This is a genomic window from Annamia dubia NIES-4383 (assembly GCF_055394725.1).
The window spans coordinates 1,314,070-1,330,809 of sequence record NZ_AP025630.1 but is presented as its reverse complement, the minus strand read 5'-3'; the positions used below and the strand labels follow the sequence as shown (position 1 = coordinate 1,330,809).

Genomic DNA, 16,740 nt, shown 5'->3' with positions numbered 1-16,740 from the left:
TTAATCATTTTTTGATTGATTAAAGAAATAACTTAATAAGTAAAGTGAGCCACATAAAACAGTTAAAGCTGATGTTTGATTAATTTCTTTCAAAGGGATAAATAAATCATCAAAAGTTTGACAATTTTCTAAATCTGGACAAATTTTTAAAGCTAAAGATTGTAAATTATTTGGCTCTACATAGTCATAATTAGGTATAGGTACAATATACAATTGATCTTTAGGTTTTAACAAAATTTTTAGGATTTCTTCATAATCTTTTGTTTTTAAAATCCCCATGATCCAAGTAATCGGTAAATTAAATTGATCTACATATTGACGTAAAAATTTTGCTCCATCAAGATTATGTGCGCCATCAATTAAAATAGTTTTTTCTTGATATTTGATCCATTGTAATCTTCCTATCCATTTTGTTTTTTTGATCCCATCTTTAATCGTTTTAGCATTAATTTTCCAACCTTTTTGCTCTAAAATTTGACAACAGGCCACAGCGATGGAGCTATTATTTAATTGAAATTCTCCGGCTAAAGTTAAATCATAATCTAAATCATAAAATTGAAAATTTTGGTGAGAAGGTGCTAAAAATTTAACCTTAGTTTCAGGAGGATTGATCGCAAAAGTTTGATAATTTTGGTTTAAATTTTCTTTAATAATTATAGCAGGTTTGATAACAATTTGGGGACAATTTAATTCCTTAATTTTAGACTCAATTGCGGTTAATGCTTCTTGGGGTAAATTACCAATAATGGCCGGAGTTAAAGGCTTTAAAATACCTGCTTTTTCTAAGGCAATTTCTGTTAAAGTTTCGCCCAATTGTTGACAGTGATCTCGCCCGATCGAAGTAATAACAGTTAATAAAGGATTATCAAAAACATTAGTAGAATCAAGTCGCCCACCTAAGCCCACTTCAATAATAGCAATGTCAACTTTTTGTTGGGCAAAATAACAAAAAGCCGCCGCCGTAATTACTTCAAATTGTGTCAATGAATCTAATTGATTAAATTCAATTTTCGCTTTAATTTCTTGTAAAATTTCTGTAAAATTTTCGGTAGAAATGGGTTGATTATTAATAGTAATTCTTTCATTCCAATTGATTAAATGGGGTGAAATATATTTCCCCACTTGATAACCACTTTCTATTAAAATCGAAGCTAAATAGGCACAAACCGAGCCTTTTCCATTCGTACCTGCTATATGAATTACCGGAAATTTTTGTTGGGGATTATCTAAAATTGAAAGTAAATTTTTAATACTTTCTAAACCTAATTTTATCCCAAATTTTGACAAAGATTCAAGATAGTTATTGATCATTTGTATTTAAAATATGATAAGTTTAAAGATTCAAAATAAAATTTTAATTAAGAGGAAAGACAACCTTTTTTATATTATTACATATTTGATGAATTTTCGAGATTGCCACTACTTAAAAATTTATTTTTATTGATTATTTCCACCTAATAAATGGGGAGCTAGATTAATATTATTAGTTATTTCAGATGTATTTCCAGAAACTTTTTGATTGGTTTTACTTTGAATTAATAAAGGTTGAGCAATTTCTTTAAAAGTTTGATCAATATTTTGAGTTACTTTTAATTCAGTAATTAAAGAACATTGATTCGGTTTACTTTTGGTTTCTCCACATAAAAGATAACTATTTTTATTGTTAGAATCTACTTGATAATTTATATTAAATAATCCCTCTTGATTTAATTGATCTAAAGTTTGAGCAATTTGATTACAACTTTTTTCTAAATTATCACTTTTTATATTATTTTTAGTTAAATTTAACCATGTTGCTTTACTATTATCTTTTTTCTGGTAGATAACTTCCCATCTTTCTTGATCTATTTTTTCCGTATTTTTTTGACAAGAAAGCAAATTTTGATTAGGGTTTTCTGGCGAATTATTATTAGTTTGATTAGTTTGGATTTCTTGCTTTTCTGGGCTGTTTATTTGAGATTGATTATTACAAGCTATGGTTAAATAACTAATAATTACACTTAATAAAGTTATAATCAGATTAATTTTGATGAAAGATTTTTTTGATTGATTAATCATAGTTTTTTTAGATGAGATAATAAAGTAATAATTTAATCGAATATCATAACATTTCTTACGATTTAGAATAACAAAGTCTTATAAAGAGGGAATGGTAGTTTTCTTAATTAATTCAAGTTAAATTACCGTTCATATAAGTATCACAAGAGTTTTAAACTAACTGTTATCTTTACAAAATTTTACAATCCAAATTAATGAGCGCAGTAAAAAATAGTACAAATCAACCGAGAAAAGTTCAGTGTTAGGATGTTGAGATGTGATAGGATCAAAATGTTTAAATTAATCAACTGTCTAAAATCTAAATTAATTATTTAAAAATTGATTGTATTAAAAATAAATTACCTTAATAATTTTTTCATCAATCAAAATTTAGAAAATATGCAAAATTTAAGCTCTCGAATGGATCAAATACAATCTCCTTTAATTGCAGTAGTAGGAGAAATGATCGCCCAATCTAAGGGTACAATATCTTTAGGTCAAGGTGTAGTTTCTTATCCTCCTCCCCCCCAAGCAATTAAACAAATTTCTAATTTTTTAGATAATCCTAAAAATCATTTATATCAATCAGTTATTGGCATACCTCAATTATTAGAAATTATTGAGCAAAAATTATTAGAAGATAATCAGATTAAAATAACTGATGATCATGCCATTGTTGTCACGGCCGGAAGTAATATGGCTTTTATGAATGCTATTTTAGCTATTACTAATGCTGGAGATGAAATCATTTTACAAACGCCCTATTATTTTAACCATGAAATGGCCATTAAAATGGCAAATTGTCAACCTATTTTAGTTCCAACAGACGAAAATTATCAACTACAACCTGAATTAATTGCCCAAGCAATCACTCCTAAAACTAAAGCAATTGTTACAATTTCTCCTAATAATCCCACCGGAGCAGTTTATGATCCCCAATCATTAATTAAAATTAATCAAATCTGCCAACAACAAGGTATTTATCACATTAGCGATGAAGCTTATGAATATTTTACCTACGAAGATCATCAACATTTTTCACCCGCATCTTTGCCCAGTAGTAGCCCTTATACAATTTCATTATTTAGTTTATCAAAAGCTTATGGTTTTGCGAGTTGGCGGATCGGTTATATGGTAATACCAAAACATCTACTTTTTGCCATTAAAAAAGTACAAGATACTATCTTAATTTGTCCTCCGGTTATTTGCCAATATGGGGCTTTAGGTGCTTTACAAATAGGGAAAAAATATTGTGATCAATATTTACCAAAACTTGAGCAAATTCGCCAAAAAGTTGTTAATTTATTAGAACCAATTAAAGATCAATGTCAATGGTCAACACCCCAAGGAGCATTTTATTTTTTCCTCAAAATTAACCAAGAAATTGATGATTTTGAATTAACAAAACAACTGATTTTTGATTATAAAATTGCCGTAATTCCCGGATCAACTTTTGGCATGAATCAAGGTTGTTTTTTAAGAATTTCCTATGGTGCTTTAGACTCAGAAACTGTCACCGAAGGTATGAATAGATTAGTTCATGGTTTACAAAATATTAGTCATAATCATTAATTTTTATTTTAATTGATTGCGTTAAGATTTGTAACAAATGATTAATTAATGATATAATCACAAGTAAAAAAATAAATTAATTAGTTTAACCTATCCATTATTACTCTAAAATTGAGATCAATAATATGACTTCTAATCAAAATTTTCTTCTCCTACAAGCCTGTAAACAAGGCGATCACAGTCTAGTAGAAACATTAATAAAAGAATCTTTGAATCAAGAAATTGAAGATCAAAAAATTGATCTTAATATGATAGATAAAAATTTTTGTACCCCCTTAATTTATGCAGTACAAAATAATCATCCTGAAATAGTTAAATTATTGATCGAAAATGGAGCGGATGTAAATTATCAAAGAAGACCTTATAAAATTACTCCTTTAATGTTAGCCTCAACCGCTAATTTAACCCATCTTGTTAAGATTTTAATTGAGTATGGAGCCGATGTAAATTTAACAAATGAAGATGGCTCTCCCGCTTTAATGATCGCTTGTTATAAAGGAAATTTAGAAGTAGTTAAAGAGTTAATTAAAGCAGGTGCTAACCTCAATTTAAAAGATAAAGATGAAGATTGTGCTTTTCATTTAGCTATTGCTAATAATCATCAAAATATTGTTGAATATTTATTAGAAGTTGGCACTGATCTTGAGACAATAAAAGAAGGAATTTTTGAAGCAATTAAATCAGGTCATCTTAATTTAATTCATCTGTTATTAACTGAATTATTAAAACAAGGAATTAACCTTAATGATATTTTAATAGAAGGCGAAACTCCCTTAATTAAGGTAGTAGAAAAAGGACATCTTGAAGTATTAAAATTTTTAATCGAAAAAGGGGTTAATCTTAATGATCAAACTGCCGATCAAGAAACACCTTTAATGATAGCTTCAGCCGAAGGAAATGAGGAAATAGTTAAATGTTTATTAGAAGCAGGAGTGGAAATTAATTTAACAAATAATATTGAAGAAAGTGCCTTATTTTTGGCTACAGTAGAAGGTTATACAGAGATTGTTAAATTATTATTAGAAAATGGTGCTGATCCCAATCTGATTAACGAATCTGGAGATAGTTGTTTAATCATTGCTTGTTTACAAGGGTATCAAGAAATCGTCAAATTATTGTTAGAATATGGAGCAAATATTAATTATCAAAATGAAGAAGATACAGCCTTAAGTTTAGCTATTATCCACAATTTTGCAGAAATTACTCAAATCTTATTAGATGGGGGAGCGGATCCTAACACCCGTTTTAATGATGGCAAAACAGTATTAATGAAAGCGGCGGATCTAGGTAATTTAATTATTGTGGAAAAATTAATTCAAGCTCAAGCAGATCTTAATCTCAAAGATAATGCGGGGGCGACTGCTTTAATGTGGGCTTCCCATCGAGGTTATTTACAAGTAACACAGGCTTTATTAAATACTAATCAAGTTAACTTAAATGACAAAAATAATGCAGGTTATACCGCCTTAATGTTAGCCCAATATAATCATTATCCTGAAATGGTTGACTTATTAAAAAATGCAGGAGCAGAATAATAATTGATAATCAATAATTGATAGTTTATAAATGATTAATGACCAATTTAGCAATGCTATCATTATTACTTATTATTGATTACTTAACAATCGAGGGAACAAAATTAAATCATAAAACGTCAATTCCTATCAAAATACAACGGTACTTTTTGAAATTGTTAGATAAATTTAAACTTTAATTGAAAATGATTAAATCTATTCTTTTTAATAAAATAAATCTTAGTTTTTGGTCAAAACGGAAATTTTATTTTCTCTTGACGATCATGGCGGTTTTAACCCCCTCGATCGCCCTTGCCCAAAATGCACAAGCTATCTTTGGCAGACAAACTTTAAATCAAAACTTTGCTCCTAATCCTCTGATTTTAGAAGGAGTGAGCGGAGGAAATTCACCAGTTAATTCAATTACCAATATTGAATCAACCCCCACAGGCTCATGTAAAGGTTATATGCAACGTCAACCAGACTATCAAGTAATTCTAAATGCCCCCTTTAGCTCTTTAACCATGCAAGTGACAAGCGAAGTAGACACAACCTTAGTCATTACCGGAGTGGGAGGCACATGGTGTAATGACGACTATAACGGCCAACCTAATCCTCAGATTAACGGCTCATGGGCGCAGGGTGATTATCAAGTTTGGGTTGGCTCATATCAACAAAACAGTTACCACCCCTATCAATTGAGAATTTCTCGTTAATTATTACCCTGATTATTTAACCTCAAGATTCATTTTTTCTCTGGCTAAAGAAGCACAGGGAAAAACTTTTTGAATGGCAAATTCTAATTTTTCTAAGCGCTGATCATCATGATCAGGATGATGAGTTGATAAGACAATTTGTTTAACTTGGGCAAGGTTAACCGCTTCTAAATAAGTTAACCAAAAATCACTTTCTTCTTCTAAAGATTCAAATTCTTGATTATCAGGAGTATCTATAATTAATAAATCAGCACTTTTAACTAAATCAATTAAACTTTTTGTTAAAAGTTCAGGATTCTTTTTTGTATCTGTAGCATAAACTACTGAGAGATGCTCATAATTAACTCGATAACCTATCGAGCGATGCTCATAATTTAAAAATTGTGTATCAATGGTAATATTATCTAAAATTTCCCGTTGGCCGATCATTAAATCATGAAAATCTAATTCTGACTGCATAACTTGGATTGGCACAGGAAAATTAGGACCCAACATTTGATGACAAAGACGTTGCTCAAAACTAGCCCCATTAGACGCTTGCGCCCCATAAATATGAAATTTATTTCCCGGAATAAAAGCCGGAACAAAAAAAGGAAAACCTTGAATGCGATCCCAATGACAGTGGGTAAAGAAAATATAAGCTTCCACTGGCATTTGAGATAATAAATGATTTCCCAACTCACGGATGCCAGTGCCACCGTCAAAAATCAGATGTTTTCCTCCCACCTTCATTTCTAAACAAGAGGTATTACCTCCGTAACGGACAGTTTCCTTCCCCGGAGTTGCGATCTGACCTCTAACTCCCCAAAATTGAATGGAAAAATCAGAGTTGGTTTGGTTGGTTACTTGATTCACTGTTGGTGACAAATTGACTTTTGCTTTAACCTTAGACTATAACAGACTATTTTAGATTATAACAATTTATCAGTTGACAGTTGACAGGTGACAATTGACAATTGATTATTTAATGACTATCTAAAAATTAGTTCTTTATTTTATTTTATTTTATTCTTTTTTTGGATCAGTGGGATTATTTTCTTTTCAATGTCAAAAAGCTTGTTGTCACACTCAGGCTAGGGTGGGGATTTTTCATACTCCCCATGGAGTGATCGAAACGCCTCGTTTTATGCCTGTGGGAACTTTAGCCACCGTCAAGGGTTTAACTCCTGATCAACTGCGATCGGCTCAGGCTCAAATGATTTTAGCTAATACCTATCACCTCCATCTTCAACCAGGTGAACAGATCATTGCTAAGGCGGGAGGCTTACATCATTTTATGGGCTGGAATCAACCGATTTTAACCGATTCGGGGGGGTTTCAGGTTTTTAGTCTTAGTGATCTTAATAAAATTAGTGAGGAGGGGGTTATTTTTCGATCGCCCCGTGATGGTCGTTTAATTAAGATTACACCGGAAAAATCGATCGAGATTCAAAATAATTTAGGGGCAGATGTGATCATGGCTTTTGATGAATGCCCTCCGGCCAACGCCGGAAAGGAAGCCATTGAAGCGGCCACCGATCGCACCTATCGCTGGTTAAAGCGTTGTATAAATGCCCATGCAAGGGAAGATCAGGCTTTATTTGGCATCGTGCAGGGGGGTATTTATCAAGATTTAAGGGAAAAGGCGGCTAAAAGTTTAATTGATTTAGATCTGCCCGGCTATGCGATCGGGGGTGTGAGTGTGGGGGAAAAACCGGAATTAATCCATGAAATAGTTAGGTTTACCACTCCTTTACTTCCTGAAACTAAACCCCGTTATTTAATGGGGGTGGGAACATATCAAGAAATGGCCATTGCGATCGCATCGGGGATAGATTTATTTGACTGTGTGATCCCGACTCGATTGGGCAGACATGGAGCGGCCTTAATCAGAGGCAATAGAATTAACTTAAAAAATGCCCAATATAAAGAGGATTTTACCCCCCTTGATCCCACTTGTCAGTGTATCTGTTGTACCCAATTTACGAAAGCCTATCTTAATCATTTAATTCGCTCACGGGAAATGTTAGGATATATTTTAATTTCTCTACATAATGTAACGGAATTAATTAGATTTACAAGGGAAATTAGGGAGGCAATTTTACAAGATCAATTTCTGGAAAAATATGGGCATTTTTTAACTTAATTGATTCAACAAATTTTCAACTCTCAATTGATATAATACTGATTAGATCGTAATCGTGATTCCTTGAGATTGCGAAAAGAGCATTAAGACTGCTCTTTAAAATTAAACTTAAAAAGTTGTACAGTATAAATAAAGATCATTAAATTTAATGAGGAAAAAATTATGGCTGATCAAACTCAACGTATGCCTGCGCCACCACCGCCTCCAAGAAGAACGGCCGCTCCACCACCACCACCGAGAACTGGCACGGATAAAACTGTGCAAATGCCCTCAAACCAGAAAGCTTCCCCTTCTGTGCCGAATATTATGGCCGCTAGTAGTCATCAAAGACCCCAACGTAGCCCCGGCCAACCGACTTTAAATGAAATTGTTTTAAAAGCCCATGAACAGGGGTGTTCTGATATTCACCTTGGGGTAGGAGAAAAACCCCGTTTGCGCGATCGGGGTGAAATCATTATGACTGAGTATCCTGTGACGGATACGGATACTTTTTTTAGTTGGCTATATGAAGTGTTAAAAGAGGAAGAAATACAACGCTTTAAAGATACTCTGGATCTTGATAGTGCAACTCAATATGATTTTGCGAGGATCCGGATCAATGTTTTCGACTCTTTATTAGGCCCGGCCTTAGTTTTACGGATTATTCCTTTAAAAATTCTCACGATGGAACAACTGCGTCTACCTCCCGTGTTTAGGGATATTTCCGATTCCCATAAGGGTTTAGTCTTAGTAACAGGCCCAACGGGTTCTGGAAAATCAACTACGATGGCGGCTATGGTTGATTATATTAACAAAGAACACGCTAAACATATTATTACGATTGAAGACCCGATCGAGTTTGTGCATCAAAGTCGTAAGTCTTTGATTAAACACAGGGAAGTAGGGCAACATACTTTAAAATTTGATAATGCGCTTAAGGCCGCTTTACGGGAAGATCCTGACCTCATTCTAGTGGGGGAAATGCGGGATAAGGAAACGGTTAACACCGCCCTCAAAGCCGCCCAAACTGGTCACTTAGTCATGGGAACATTACACACCAATAGTGCGATTAAAACCATTGAGCGGGTTTTAAATTTATATACGGCTGAAGAACAAACGGCGATGCGCATCGCTTTGGCTGAGTCGTTAGTGGCTATCATTGCTCAGGGTTTATGTCGTACTACGGACGGTAAACGGGCGGCTTACCATGATATTCTGGTGAATACGGAAACCATGAAAGAATATATTAAAGATGGTAAGTATGAGGATATGGCTCAACTGATGGATCAGGGTGAGTTTGATGGCATGATTAGCATGAATAAGGCTTTATTTAATCTTTATCAGGAAGGGCGCATTACTGAAGAAGTGGCTTTAGGCCAGTCTCCCACCCCTAACGAAATGGCCATGATGTTGCGTGGCAGGGTGTAATTTTTTGATTGAAGCCTAAGCCTTGTGCTATAAAAACAAAGTCTGCTTATGCAGACTTCAATCAAGCCTGCGCAGGCAGGCTTTGTCTATCTAGCCCTACCCTTCAGGGTTTGGGTAATCATTAACTGATTATTATTTACTGTTAATAGGTAATTGATCACTAATCACTGAAACTACATCGGGTAAAGGTTTTTTGACTCGATAAAGCCAAAATAAGCCAAAAATTCCCAGTGCGATCGCTGTTAAACTAACAATTTGGGCAATTTTTAAACCCCCTAACATTAAACTATCCATTCTTAAGCCTTCAATCCAAACTCTACCGCTACTATATAAAATTAAATAAAGTAGGGAAATAGTGCCTATTTTTAATTGATTTTGATGTTTTAAACCCCAAAAAAAGATGGATAATAAGATGATAAAAACCCCTAGATTCCAGATTGATTCATATAAAAATGTGGGATGAAAATAGTCGAAATTTTGATAGTTAACTGGACGATTATAAAAAGGAATATATAATTTCCAAGGTAGATCTGTTGGTTTACCAAAAGCTTCAGAATTAAAGAAGTTCCCCCACCGCCCGATCGCCTGTCCTAAAATAAGAGAGGGGGTGATTAAATCAATTAATAACCAAACCGAAATTTTATTAATTTTTGCAAAAATTGTCGTGGCTAAAATGCCTCCTAAAATTGCTCCATGAATGGCAATTCCTCCTTTCCAAACTGCAATAATATCTTGCGGATTTTGGATATAATCTTGTAGATTAAATAAGACGTAATAAGCTCTTGCACAAGGAATACCAGCTAAGACAATCCAAATTATAACGTCACCAATTACTTCGGGATTAACTTGCCTACGGGGGGCTAAATATTGAGATAAGGTAACACCAATTAAGACGGCAGATGCAATTAATAAACCATACCATCTAATCTGAAAAAAACCTAAATCAAATAAAATCGGGCCAGGTGATTGAAATTGAAAAGCTAACAACATAAAATAAATTTAAGTTTTATTTAATAAGGATTAAATATTAATTTTTCTAACCATTTTAAAGCATTTTCTACATTAAAAACTCGATCGCAGGGGGGTAAAAGTGGACGTTTGATCATCACCACCGGAATATTTAATTCTCTGGCGGCCATAATTTTTTGATAGGTAGCCTCACCCCCACTATTTTTACTCACTATTACCTCAATTTGATATTGTTTTAATAGGGCTTTTTCCTGATCTAAACTAAAAGGCCCCCTTGCTAAAATTATTTCTCCTGTGGGAAGGGGGGGCGAAGGGGGATCGATCATACGCATTAAAAACCATAGTTGTTTGAGGTGGGAATATTGGGCTAATTCTTGACGGCCGATGGTTAAAAAAATTCTTTGACCTAATTGGGGTAAAATCTCACTAGCACTTTTATGACTGTCAACCTCTAACCATTGATCTTGAGGGTGTTTTTCCCAAGGCGATCGCACCAATTGTAAATGGGGTATTTTAACTGCTACACTAGCATGATAGCCATTCCATGACATTTGATTGGCGAAGGGGTGGGTGGCATCAATAATTAAATCAATTTTTTGCTGTTGTAAATAGTCAATTAAACCGCAAACACCCCCAAACCCACCAATACGGGTACTTTTGCTCACTGGTTGATTTGTTCTACCTGCTAGGGATGTGATCATCTCGATCACACTGATCTTTTCTATTAAAGATTGTAATTTTACTGCCTCTGTTGTGCCTCCTAAAAGTAATAATTTTCTTTTTTTCATAGTTTATTTTTTTGAATTAATTAAAGATCTTCTTATTCCCAAACCCTAAAGGGTTGGGTTAGACAAACAAAGCCTACCTGTGCAGACAGGCTTCGTTTTTGTAGCATAAGGGTTTAGCCTTAATGAAATCATCAATTATCTATTATTAATTATTATCAATTATCAACTGATAAATAACTTGAGTTTCTAACTGATGAAAAATTTGAGCAAATTGAGCTTTTTGATCTAAATTTTTTCTAATTAAATTAACTTGTAAACTTGACATTGGATCATCACCTTCCCCAATTAAAAATTTAATCTTTTTAATTTTTGGGAAAGTAATTAGTTGATCTAATATTTGGGTGATCGCCTGTGAATAGGGATGATTTTGATTTTGATACCATTGGGAAAAAGCTAATTTTGGCTGATCAAAACCTAAATGAAAAACTAACAAAGGTTGACCAAATACCGCAATACTAACCGGTCTAGCTTCTTCTTGTAATAACAAATCATTAGCTTTTGCCAAACTTCTAATCTGCTCAATTTTCTCATAACGAGTAACAGAATCTACATTTTCTGAAAAATCAATAGCGATCGTAATTAAATAAGTTTGTAATAATAAATGACCTAATTTTTGAGCCTTTGTTGTTAAATAAGTGGTATTATAATCATTAGCTTCTATTAATAAAGGTACTCGATCAACTATTTCTAAACCATAGCCTTTTAAACCTGCAATTTTACGGGGATTATTGGTAATTAAACAGATTTTTTTCACCCCTAAATCATTTAACATTTGCGCCCCCATCCCATAATCGCGCAAATCGGCGGGAAATCCGAGCCTCTCATTAGCCTCTACAGTATCAAAACCTAAATCCTGTAAAGAATAAGCCTTTAATTTATTGACCAAGCCAATCCCACGCCCCTCTTGACGCAGGTAAACTACTACCCCACGCCCCGCATTTTCAATCATCTTCAAGGCCGCTTGTAACTGCATTTGACAGTCACAACGCAACGAGCCAAGGGCATCCCCCGTTAAACATTCTGAGTGCATCCGTACCATCACAGGCTCATCCCCAAAAGTGGCTGGATCACCTTTGACGATCGCAACGTGTTCCGTATTATCCAGACTATTTTTATATCCATAAATCTGAAAATTTCCGAATTGACTCGGTAAATTAGCAATAGTTTCTCGATAAACAAAACGGTTATTTTTTAAGCAATAGCTAATTAAATCAGCTATAGTAATAATTTTTAAATTAAATTTTTGGGCATATTTGATTAATTCAGGTAATCGAGCCATTGAGCCGTCAGAATTTTGGATCTCACAGATCACCGCCGAAGGATCAAGCCCTGCTAGTTTAGCCAGATCCACACCAGCTTCCGTATGGCCAGCCCTTTTTAAAACCCCTCCCTTTCTAGCTCTAATGGGGAAAATATGCCCCGGCCGATTGAGATCTTCGGGCTTAGTTTGGGGATCGATGGCCACTTGAATGGTTTTAGCCCGATCCTCAGCACTAATGCCCGTTGTTACGCCTAAATGTCGCCCCGCATCTATACTAATGGTAAAGGCGGTTTGATTGGTGTCAGTATTTTTACTCACCATCAAAGGTAAATCTAATTGATCCAAGCGATCGCCTGTCAGAGCAAGACAGATCAAGCCCCTAGCTTCCACCGCCATAAAATTAATTAGATCGGGAGTAATAGACTCAGCCGCACCGATCAGATCACCTTCATTTTCTCGGTTTTCGTCATCTACCACCACGACAAGTTTACCCGCTTTAATATCGGTAAGGGCTTCTTCAATGGAGTTAAAATTAAAATCTTTGTTATCTATATTGGTCACGTTTGAGGTTTTATGATTCAACAATGTAAATGTTTTTTGACTACTTCTATAAATCATTGTAGCTTGTTTTGATCACATTGATCGAATAGACTTGTGACCCAAGTTAGATAATAGGGAATAATCAGAATAATTAATGTAAAATGTTAAACAATTGATGTTGTTGGTCAATTATTATTAGTTTTTAAGTCTTGAACAATTATTGTTATAAATAAAAAATAACGATTCAATAATTGACAATTGACAGGGTTGAGTTGACCATAAGCTCTACTAAAAAGTAGAACATTGAAAATTGTCAATTGTCAACTGTCAATTGATAATAGATGATTGAGCGTTCAAAATTGACCAATTTCTTGTTACAATTAACCTAATATATCTAAAAAAAATTTATTATAAAAAAACTGTTACAATTATGGATCGTCTTGGGGTATTATTACTCAATTTAGGGGGGCCGGATAAAATAGAGGATGTTCGTCCCTTTTTGTTTAATTTATTTGCTGATCCCGAAATCATCCGTTTACCCTTTCCTTGGCTACAAAAGCCCTTAGCATGGTTGATTTCTACTTTAAGAGCTAAAAAATCTCAAGATAATTATTTAGAGATCGGCGGTGGCTCTCCTTTACGGCGGATCACGGAAGAACAAGGTACTGCCCTACAAGCCCAATTAGAACAAATGGGTAAAAACGCTAAAATTTATATTGGAATGCGTTATTGGTATCCTTTTACCGAAGAAGCGATCGCCCAGATCAAACAGGATCAAATTAGAAAATTAGTAATTTTACCTCTTTATCCTCATTTTTCCATTAGTACCAGTGGCTCTAGTTTTCGAGTCTTAGAAGAAATGTGGAAAACCGATCCGGCCTTAAGGTTAATAGATTATACCCTCATCCCTTCATGGTTTGATTATCCGGGTTATATTAAAGCTATGGTTAAATTAATTAATCAAGAATTAAAAAAATGTGAGCATCCTGATGAGGTTCAAATCTTTTTTAGCGCTCATGGTGTGCCTAAAAGTTATGTTGAAGAAGCCGGAGACCCCTATCAAGAGGAAATAGAGGCTTGTACCCGTGCCATTATGCAGGAATTAGATCGTCCCAATCCTCACATTTTAGCCTATCAAAGTAGAGTCGGGCCGGTGGAATGGTTACAACCCTATACAGAAGATGCTTTAAATGAATTGGGAGCCAAGGGAGTTAAGGAAATTTTAGTAGTGCCAATTAGCTTTGTTTCTGAGCATATTGAGACATTACAAGAAATTGATATTGAATATAAAGAGATTGCCGAACAAGCTGGAATTGAAAAATTTTATCGAGTTGCGGCCTTAAATACTGAGCCAATGTTTATTGAGGCTTTAGCTAACTTAGTGGTTGACTCTTTAGATCAAACTCCCTGTAGTTTTGGGGAAGTAACCCACCCGAAGAAAAACATGAAGATGTACCCCCAAGAGCGTTGGCAGTGGGGGTTGACTACGGCGGCGGAAGTTTGGAATGGCCGTTTGGCTATGTTAGGGTTTTTGGCTTTATTATTGGAGTTAGTCAGCGGCCATGGGCCTTTACATTTTGTGGGTTTATTGTAAGAAAGGGCAAAGGGTTTTAACCCTTTGCTAGATCAATAAAACCCACCTTAATTTACCAAAAACCGCCCCGTTTCCCATCAGGTTTAATCGTAGCCCAATTAGTTTTAGTCAGGGCTAATTGTTCGGGAGTAATTTTAGCATTGGCTAGATTAGCCCCACAAAAGTTAACCCCTTTTAAATTAGCCTTACTAAAATAGGCAAAACTTAAATCCGCACCCCGAAAATCAGCCCCTTCTAAGTTACTGGCACTAAAATAAGCCCTTCCTAAATTGGCATTTTGCAGATTGGCTTGAACTAAACTAGCCCGGCCAAAATCCGCACTGGATAAGTTAGCCCCCTGAAAATTGGTTTTATTTAACTTAGATTGATGAAAAATCGCCCCCGATAAGTCCACATCGGGTAATTTTAAATAACTTAAATTTTGATCGGTAAAATCTCGCCGGCCATTACGATAAGCGGTGACAATTTCCTGTTCGGTTAAGCGTTGGGGAACTTTTTTCTGCCCTTGAGGAGTGGCTTTTGGCGCACCCCCAGCCCTTTGATATGTCCCAGCCGTACTTTTGGGGGGGTTAGAGGGGGGTCTACTGCCTAAATTACTGTCAAAAGAACGATTGCGGTTGACCGGACTAAAAGCCCCCCCTTCCAAACTAGGACGACGGGCGCGGCGGTTACGGATGGCATCGGCTAACTGGGAATGGCCGATGGTGTGGGACTCACCGGATGAAATGTTGGTTTGACCAGTGTTAAAGGATTTAATAATGCCAGTTTTGGGGTCATCTGAGGAGCTTTGAGTTGGTTTGGCAACTAAACCTTGGGCTAAACTATCCATATAAGGCTCCATTTCCAAGGCATCTAGGACTTCTTGAGCGCTTTGATAACGATGTCTGACGGAGACTTCTAACATTTTTTGTAAAACTTTAGCGAGGTGATCGCTAATATTGACATATTTTTGCCAATCCATTTCACCTGTGGCGGGATTATAACCCATTTCTTTAGGGGATTTTCCGGTGAGTAAATAAAGACAAGTTGCTCCTAAAGCATAAACATCACTGGCATAAACGGGACGCATGGCCATTTGTTCGGGGGGGGCAAAGCCCGGAGTTCCTACGGCAAAAGAGGTTAAGGCGGTTTGTTCTGAGCTATTTTCGGCTAATTCTACATTAACTTGATTTTTAACTGCTCCAAAATCAATTAAAACTAATTTACGATCCTGTTCTCTGCGAATTAAATTAGCAGGTTTTATATCACGGTGAATGACTTGATGGGAGTGGATATATTGAAGCATGGGTAAAATTTCGCTTAAAAATTGTTTTAATCCTGCTTCACTAAAAACGCCATTTTTCTTGACTTCTTCCTGCAAATTTTTCCCTTTAACATATTCTTGAATCAGGTAAAATTGTTGATTATGTTCAAAATAATCTAACAGTCGGGGGACTTGGGGATGATTACCGATGCGGCCTAAGGTTTGGGCTTCACGTTCAAATAATTCCCTTGCCATTTGGAAAACTTGGGGAACATTGCTCGAAGGGCGTAACTGTTTAATCACACAAGGGGGTGTTCCGGGCAGGGAAATATCAGCCGCCAAGAAGGTTGCACCAAACCCTCCCTGACCTAAACTTCTAACGACTAGATAGCGATCTTTGAGGATTAAACTAGAACCACAAGCTTGACAGATTCTGGTTTTGGGGGGGTTTTTGGGATTAGGACATTGAGGATTTATGCAATAGCTCATTGGTGCATTACCGTTATAATCTTATTTCACACAGGATAAAGGAATATTAGACTTTTGGGATTTGTGATCTATGATAACCTGAACCTATACAATTTGACTGTGATTGATCTGTATTTTCAGGGAAATTTTTATAATTTTTCTTGGGCAGTGGTGGATCTGTTGTCATTTTTGTTTCATGTTTTATTTTGATTATACCCTTTTGTCAGTTGACAGTGGACAATTGATAATTAACAATTGTTAAATAAATTTTGTCTGATGAAAATACAAGTGAAGGTTAAACCTAATTCTAAAGAGCAAAAAATTGAACGTGAAAGTGATGGTAGTTTGACGATCAAATTAAAATCACCTCCGGTAGATGGTAAGGCCAATCGAGAGTTAATTGAAATTTTAGCCAAAAATTTTCAAGTTTCTAAATCTCAAATTACGATTAAATCTGGTTTATCTTCTCGAACTAAATTAGTTATTATTGAATAGTTATTGGTTTT

General features: G+C 35.0%; 14 protein-coding genes. 7 read left to right on the top strand and 7 right to left on the bottom strand.

Going from position 1 to position 16,740, the window contains the following annotated elements:
• Together Anndu_RS06020 and Anndu_RS06015 are read right to left on the bottom strand one after the other, a co-directional pair.
• Positions 1 to 1,311 carry a bifunctional folylpolyglutamate synthase/dihydrofolate synthase gene (locus tag Anndu_RS06020; RefSeq protein WP_464103508.1) on the bottom strand — a complete coding sequence of 437 codons (1,311 nt, stop codon included), beginning with the start codon at positions 1,309 to 1,311 and terminating at the stop codon, positions 1 to 3.
• 126 nt (positions 1,312 to 1,437) lie between these two features.
• Positions 1,438 to 2,058, bottom strand: a complete 621-nt coding sequence (locus tag Anndu_RS06015) for a hypothetical protein (protein ID WP_464103507.1) — start codon at positions 2,056 to 2,058, stop codon at positions 1,438 to 1,440.
• Positions 2,059 to 2,436: 378 nt separating this feature from the next.
• Between Anndu_RS06015 and Anndu_RS06010 the strand changes: the two genes are divergently transcribed.
• The 3 genes from Anndu_RS06010 (at position 2,437) to Anndu_RS06000 (ending at position 5,839) form a co-directional block, all read left to right on the top strand.
• The gene (locus Anndu_RS06010; RefSeq protein WP_464103506.1) at positions 2,437 to 3,609 is read left to right on the top strand and encodes a pyridoxal phosphate-dependent aminotransferase; all 1,173 of its coding nucleotides are present in this window, start codon (positions 2,437 to 2,439) and stop codon (positions 3,607 to 3,609) included.
• Between the two features lie 125 nt (positions 3,610 to 3,734).
• Positions 3,735 to 5,144 carry an ankyrin repeat domain-containing protein gene (locus tag Anndu_RS06005; protein WP_464103505.1) on the top strand — a complete coding sequence of 470 codons (1,410 nt, stop codon included), beginning with the start codon at positions 3,735 to 3,737 and terminating at the stop codon, positions 5,142 to 5,144.
• A gap of 185 nt (positions 5,145 to 5,329) precedes the next feature.
• Positions 5,330 to 5,839 (top strand): hypothetical protein, encoded by a 510-nt coding sequence (locus Anndu_RS06000; protein WP_464103504.1) that lies wholly within the window; start codon positions 5,330 to 5,332, stop codon positions 5,837 to 5,839.
• A gap of 12 nt (positions 5,840 to 5,851) precedes the next feature.
• Here Anndu_RS06000 and Anndu_RS05995 read toward each other — a convergent pair whose 3' ends face one another.
• Positions 5,852 to 6,694 carry an MBL fold metallo-hydrolase gene (locus tag Anndu_RS05995; protein WP_464103503.1) on the bottom strand — a complete coding sequence of 281 codons (843 nt, stop codon included), beginning with the start codon at positions 6,692 to 6,694 and terminating at the stop codon, positions 5,852 to 5,854.
• Between the two features lie 169 nt (positions 6,695 to 6,863).
• On the opposite strand from Anndu_RS05995, the gene tgt reads away from it, so the two are divergent.
• Entirely contained in the window at positions 6,864 to 7,964 is a 1,101-nt protein-coding gene (gene tgt, locus Anndu_RS05990) for a tRNA guanosine(34) transglycosylase Tgt (RefSeq protein WP_464103502.1), read from the top strand.
• A 162-nt stretch (positions 7,965 to 8,126) separates the two neighbouring features.
• Entirely contained in the window at positions 8,127 to 9,371 is a 1,245-nt protein-coding gene (locus tag Anndu_RS05985) for a type IV pilus twitching motility protein PilT (RefSeq protein ID WP_464103501.1), read from the top strand.
• A gap of 132 nt (positions 9,372 to 9,503) precedes the next feature.
• Here Anndu_RS05985 and lgt read toward each other — a convergent pair whose 3' ends face one another.
• The 3 genes from lgt to ribBA form a co-directional block, all read right to left on the bottom strand.
• Positions 9,504 to 10,361 carry a prolipoprotein diacylglyceryl transferase gene (gene lgt, locus Anndu_RS05980; RefSeq protein WP_464103500.1) on the bottom strand — a complete coding sequence of 286 codons (858 nt, stop codon included), beginning with the start codon at positions 10,359 to 10,361 and terminating at the stop codon, positions 9,504 to 9,506.
• 20 nt (positions 10,362 to 10,381) lie between these two features.
• Positions 10,382 to 11,128 carry a cobalt-precorrin-6A reductase gene (locus Anndu_RS05975; protein WP_464103499.1) on the bottom strand — a complete coding sequence of 249 codons (747 nt, stop codon included), beginning with the start codon at positions 11,126 to 11,128 and terminating at the stop codon, positions 10,382 to 10,384.
• A 145-nt stretch (positions 11,129 to 11,273) separates the two neighbouring features.
• Positions 11,274 to 12,950: a bifunctional 3,4-dihydroxy-2-butanone-4-phosphate synthase/GTP cyclohydrolase II gene (gene ribBA, locus Anndu_RS05970; protein WP_464103498.1), complete on the bottom strand. Its 1,677-nt coding sequence runs from the start codon at positions 12,948 to 12,950 to the stop codon at positions 11,274 to 11,276.
• A 409-nt stretch (positions 12,951 to 13,359) separates the two neighbouring features.
• On the opposite strand from ribBA, the gene hemH reads away from it, so the two are divergent.
• Complete coding sequence (gene hemH, locus Anndu_RS05965; protein WP_464103497.1) at positions 13,360 to 14,523, top strand: ferrochelatase; 1,164 nt, start codon at positions 13,360 to 13,362, stop codon at positions 14,521 to 14,523.
• Between the two features lie 52 nt (positions 14,524 to 14,575).
• Here the strand turns inward: hemH and Anndu_RS05960 are convergent, their stop codons facing one another.
• Positions 14,576 to 16,255: a protein kinase domain-containing protein gene (locus Anndu_RS05960; RefSeq protein ID WP_464103496.1), complete on the bottom strand. Its 1,680-nt coding sequence runs from the start codon at positions 16,253 to 16,255 to the stop codon at positions 14,576 to 14,578.
• Between the two features lie 255 nt (positions 16,256 to 16,510).
• Here Anndu_RS05960 and Anndu_RS05955 point away from each other — a divergent pair, with 255 nt between their 5' ends.
• Positions 16,511 to 16,729: a DUF167 domain-containing protein gene (locus tag Anndu_RS05955; RefSeq protein WP_464103495.1), complete on the top strand. Its 219-nt coding sequence runs from the start codon at positions 16,511 to 16,513 to the stop codon at positions 16,727 to 16,729.
• Positions 16,730 to 16,740: the final 11 nt, after the last annotated feature.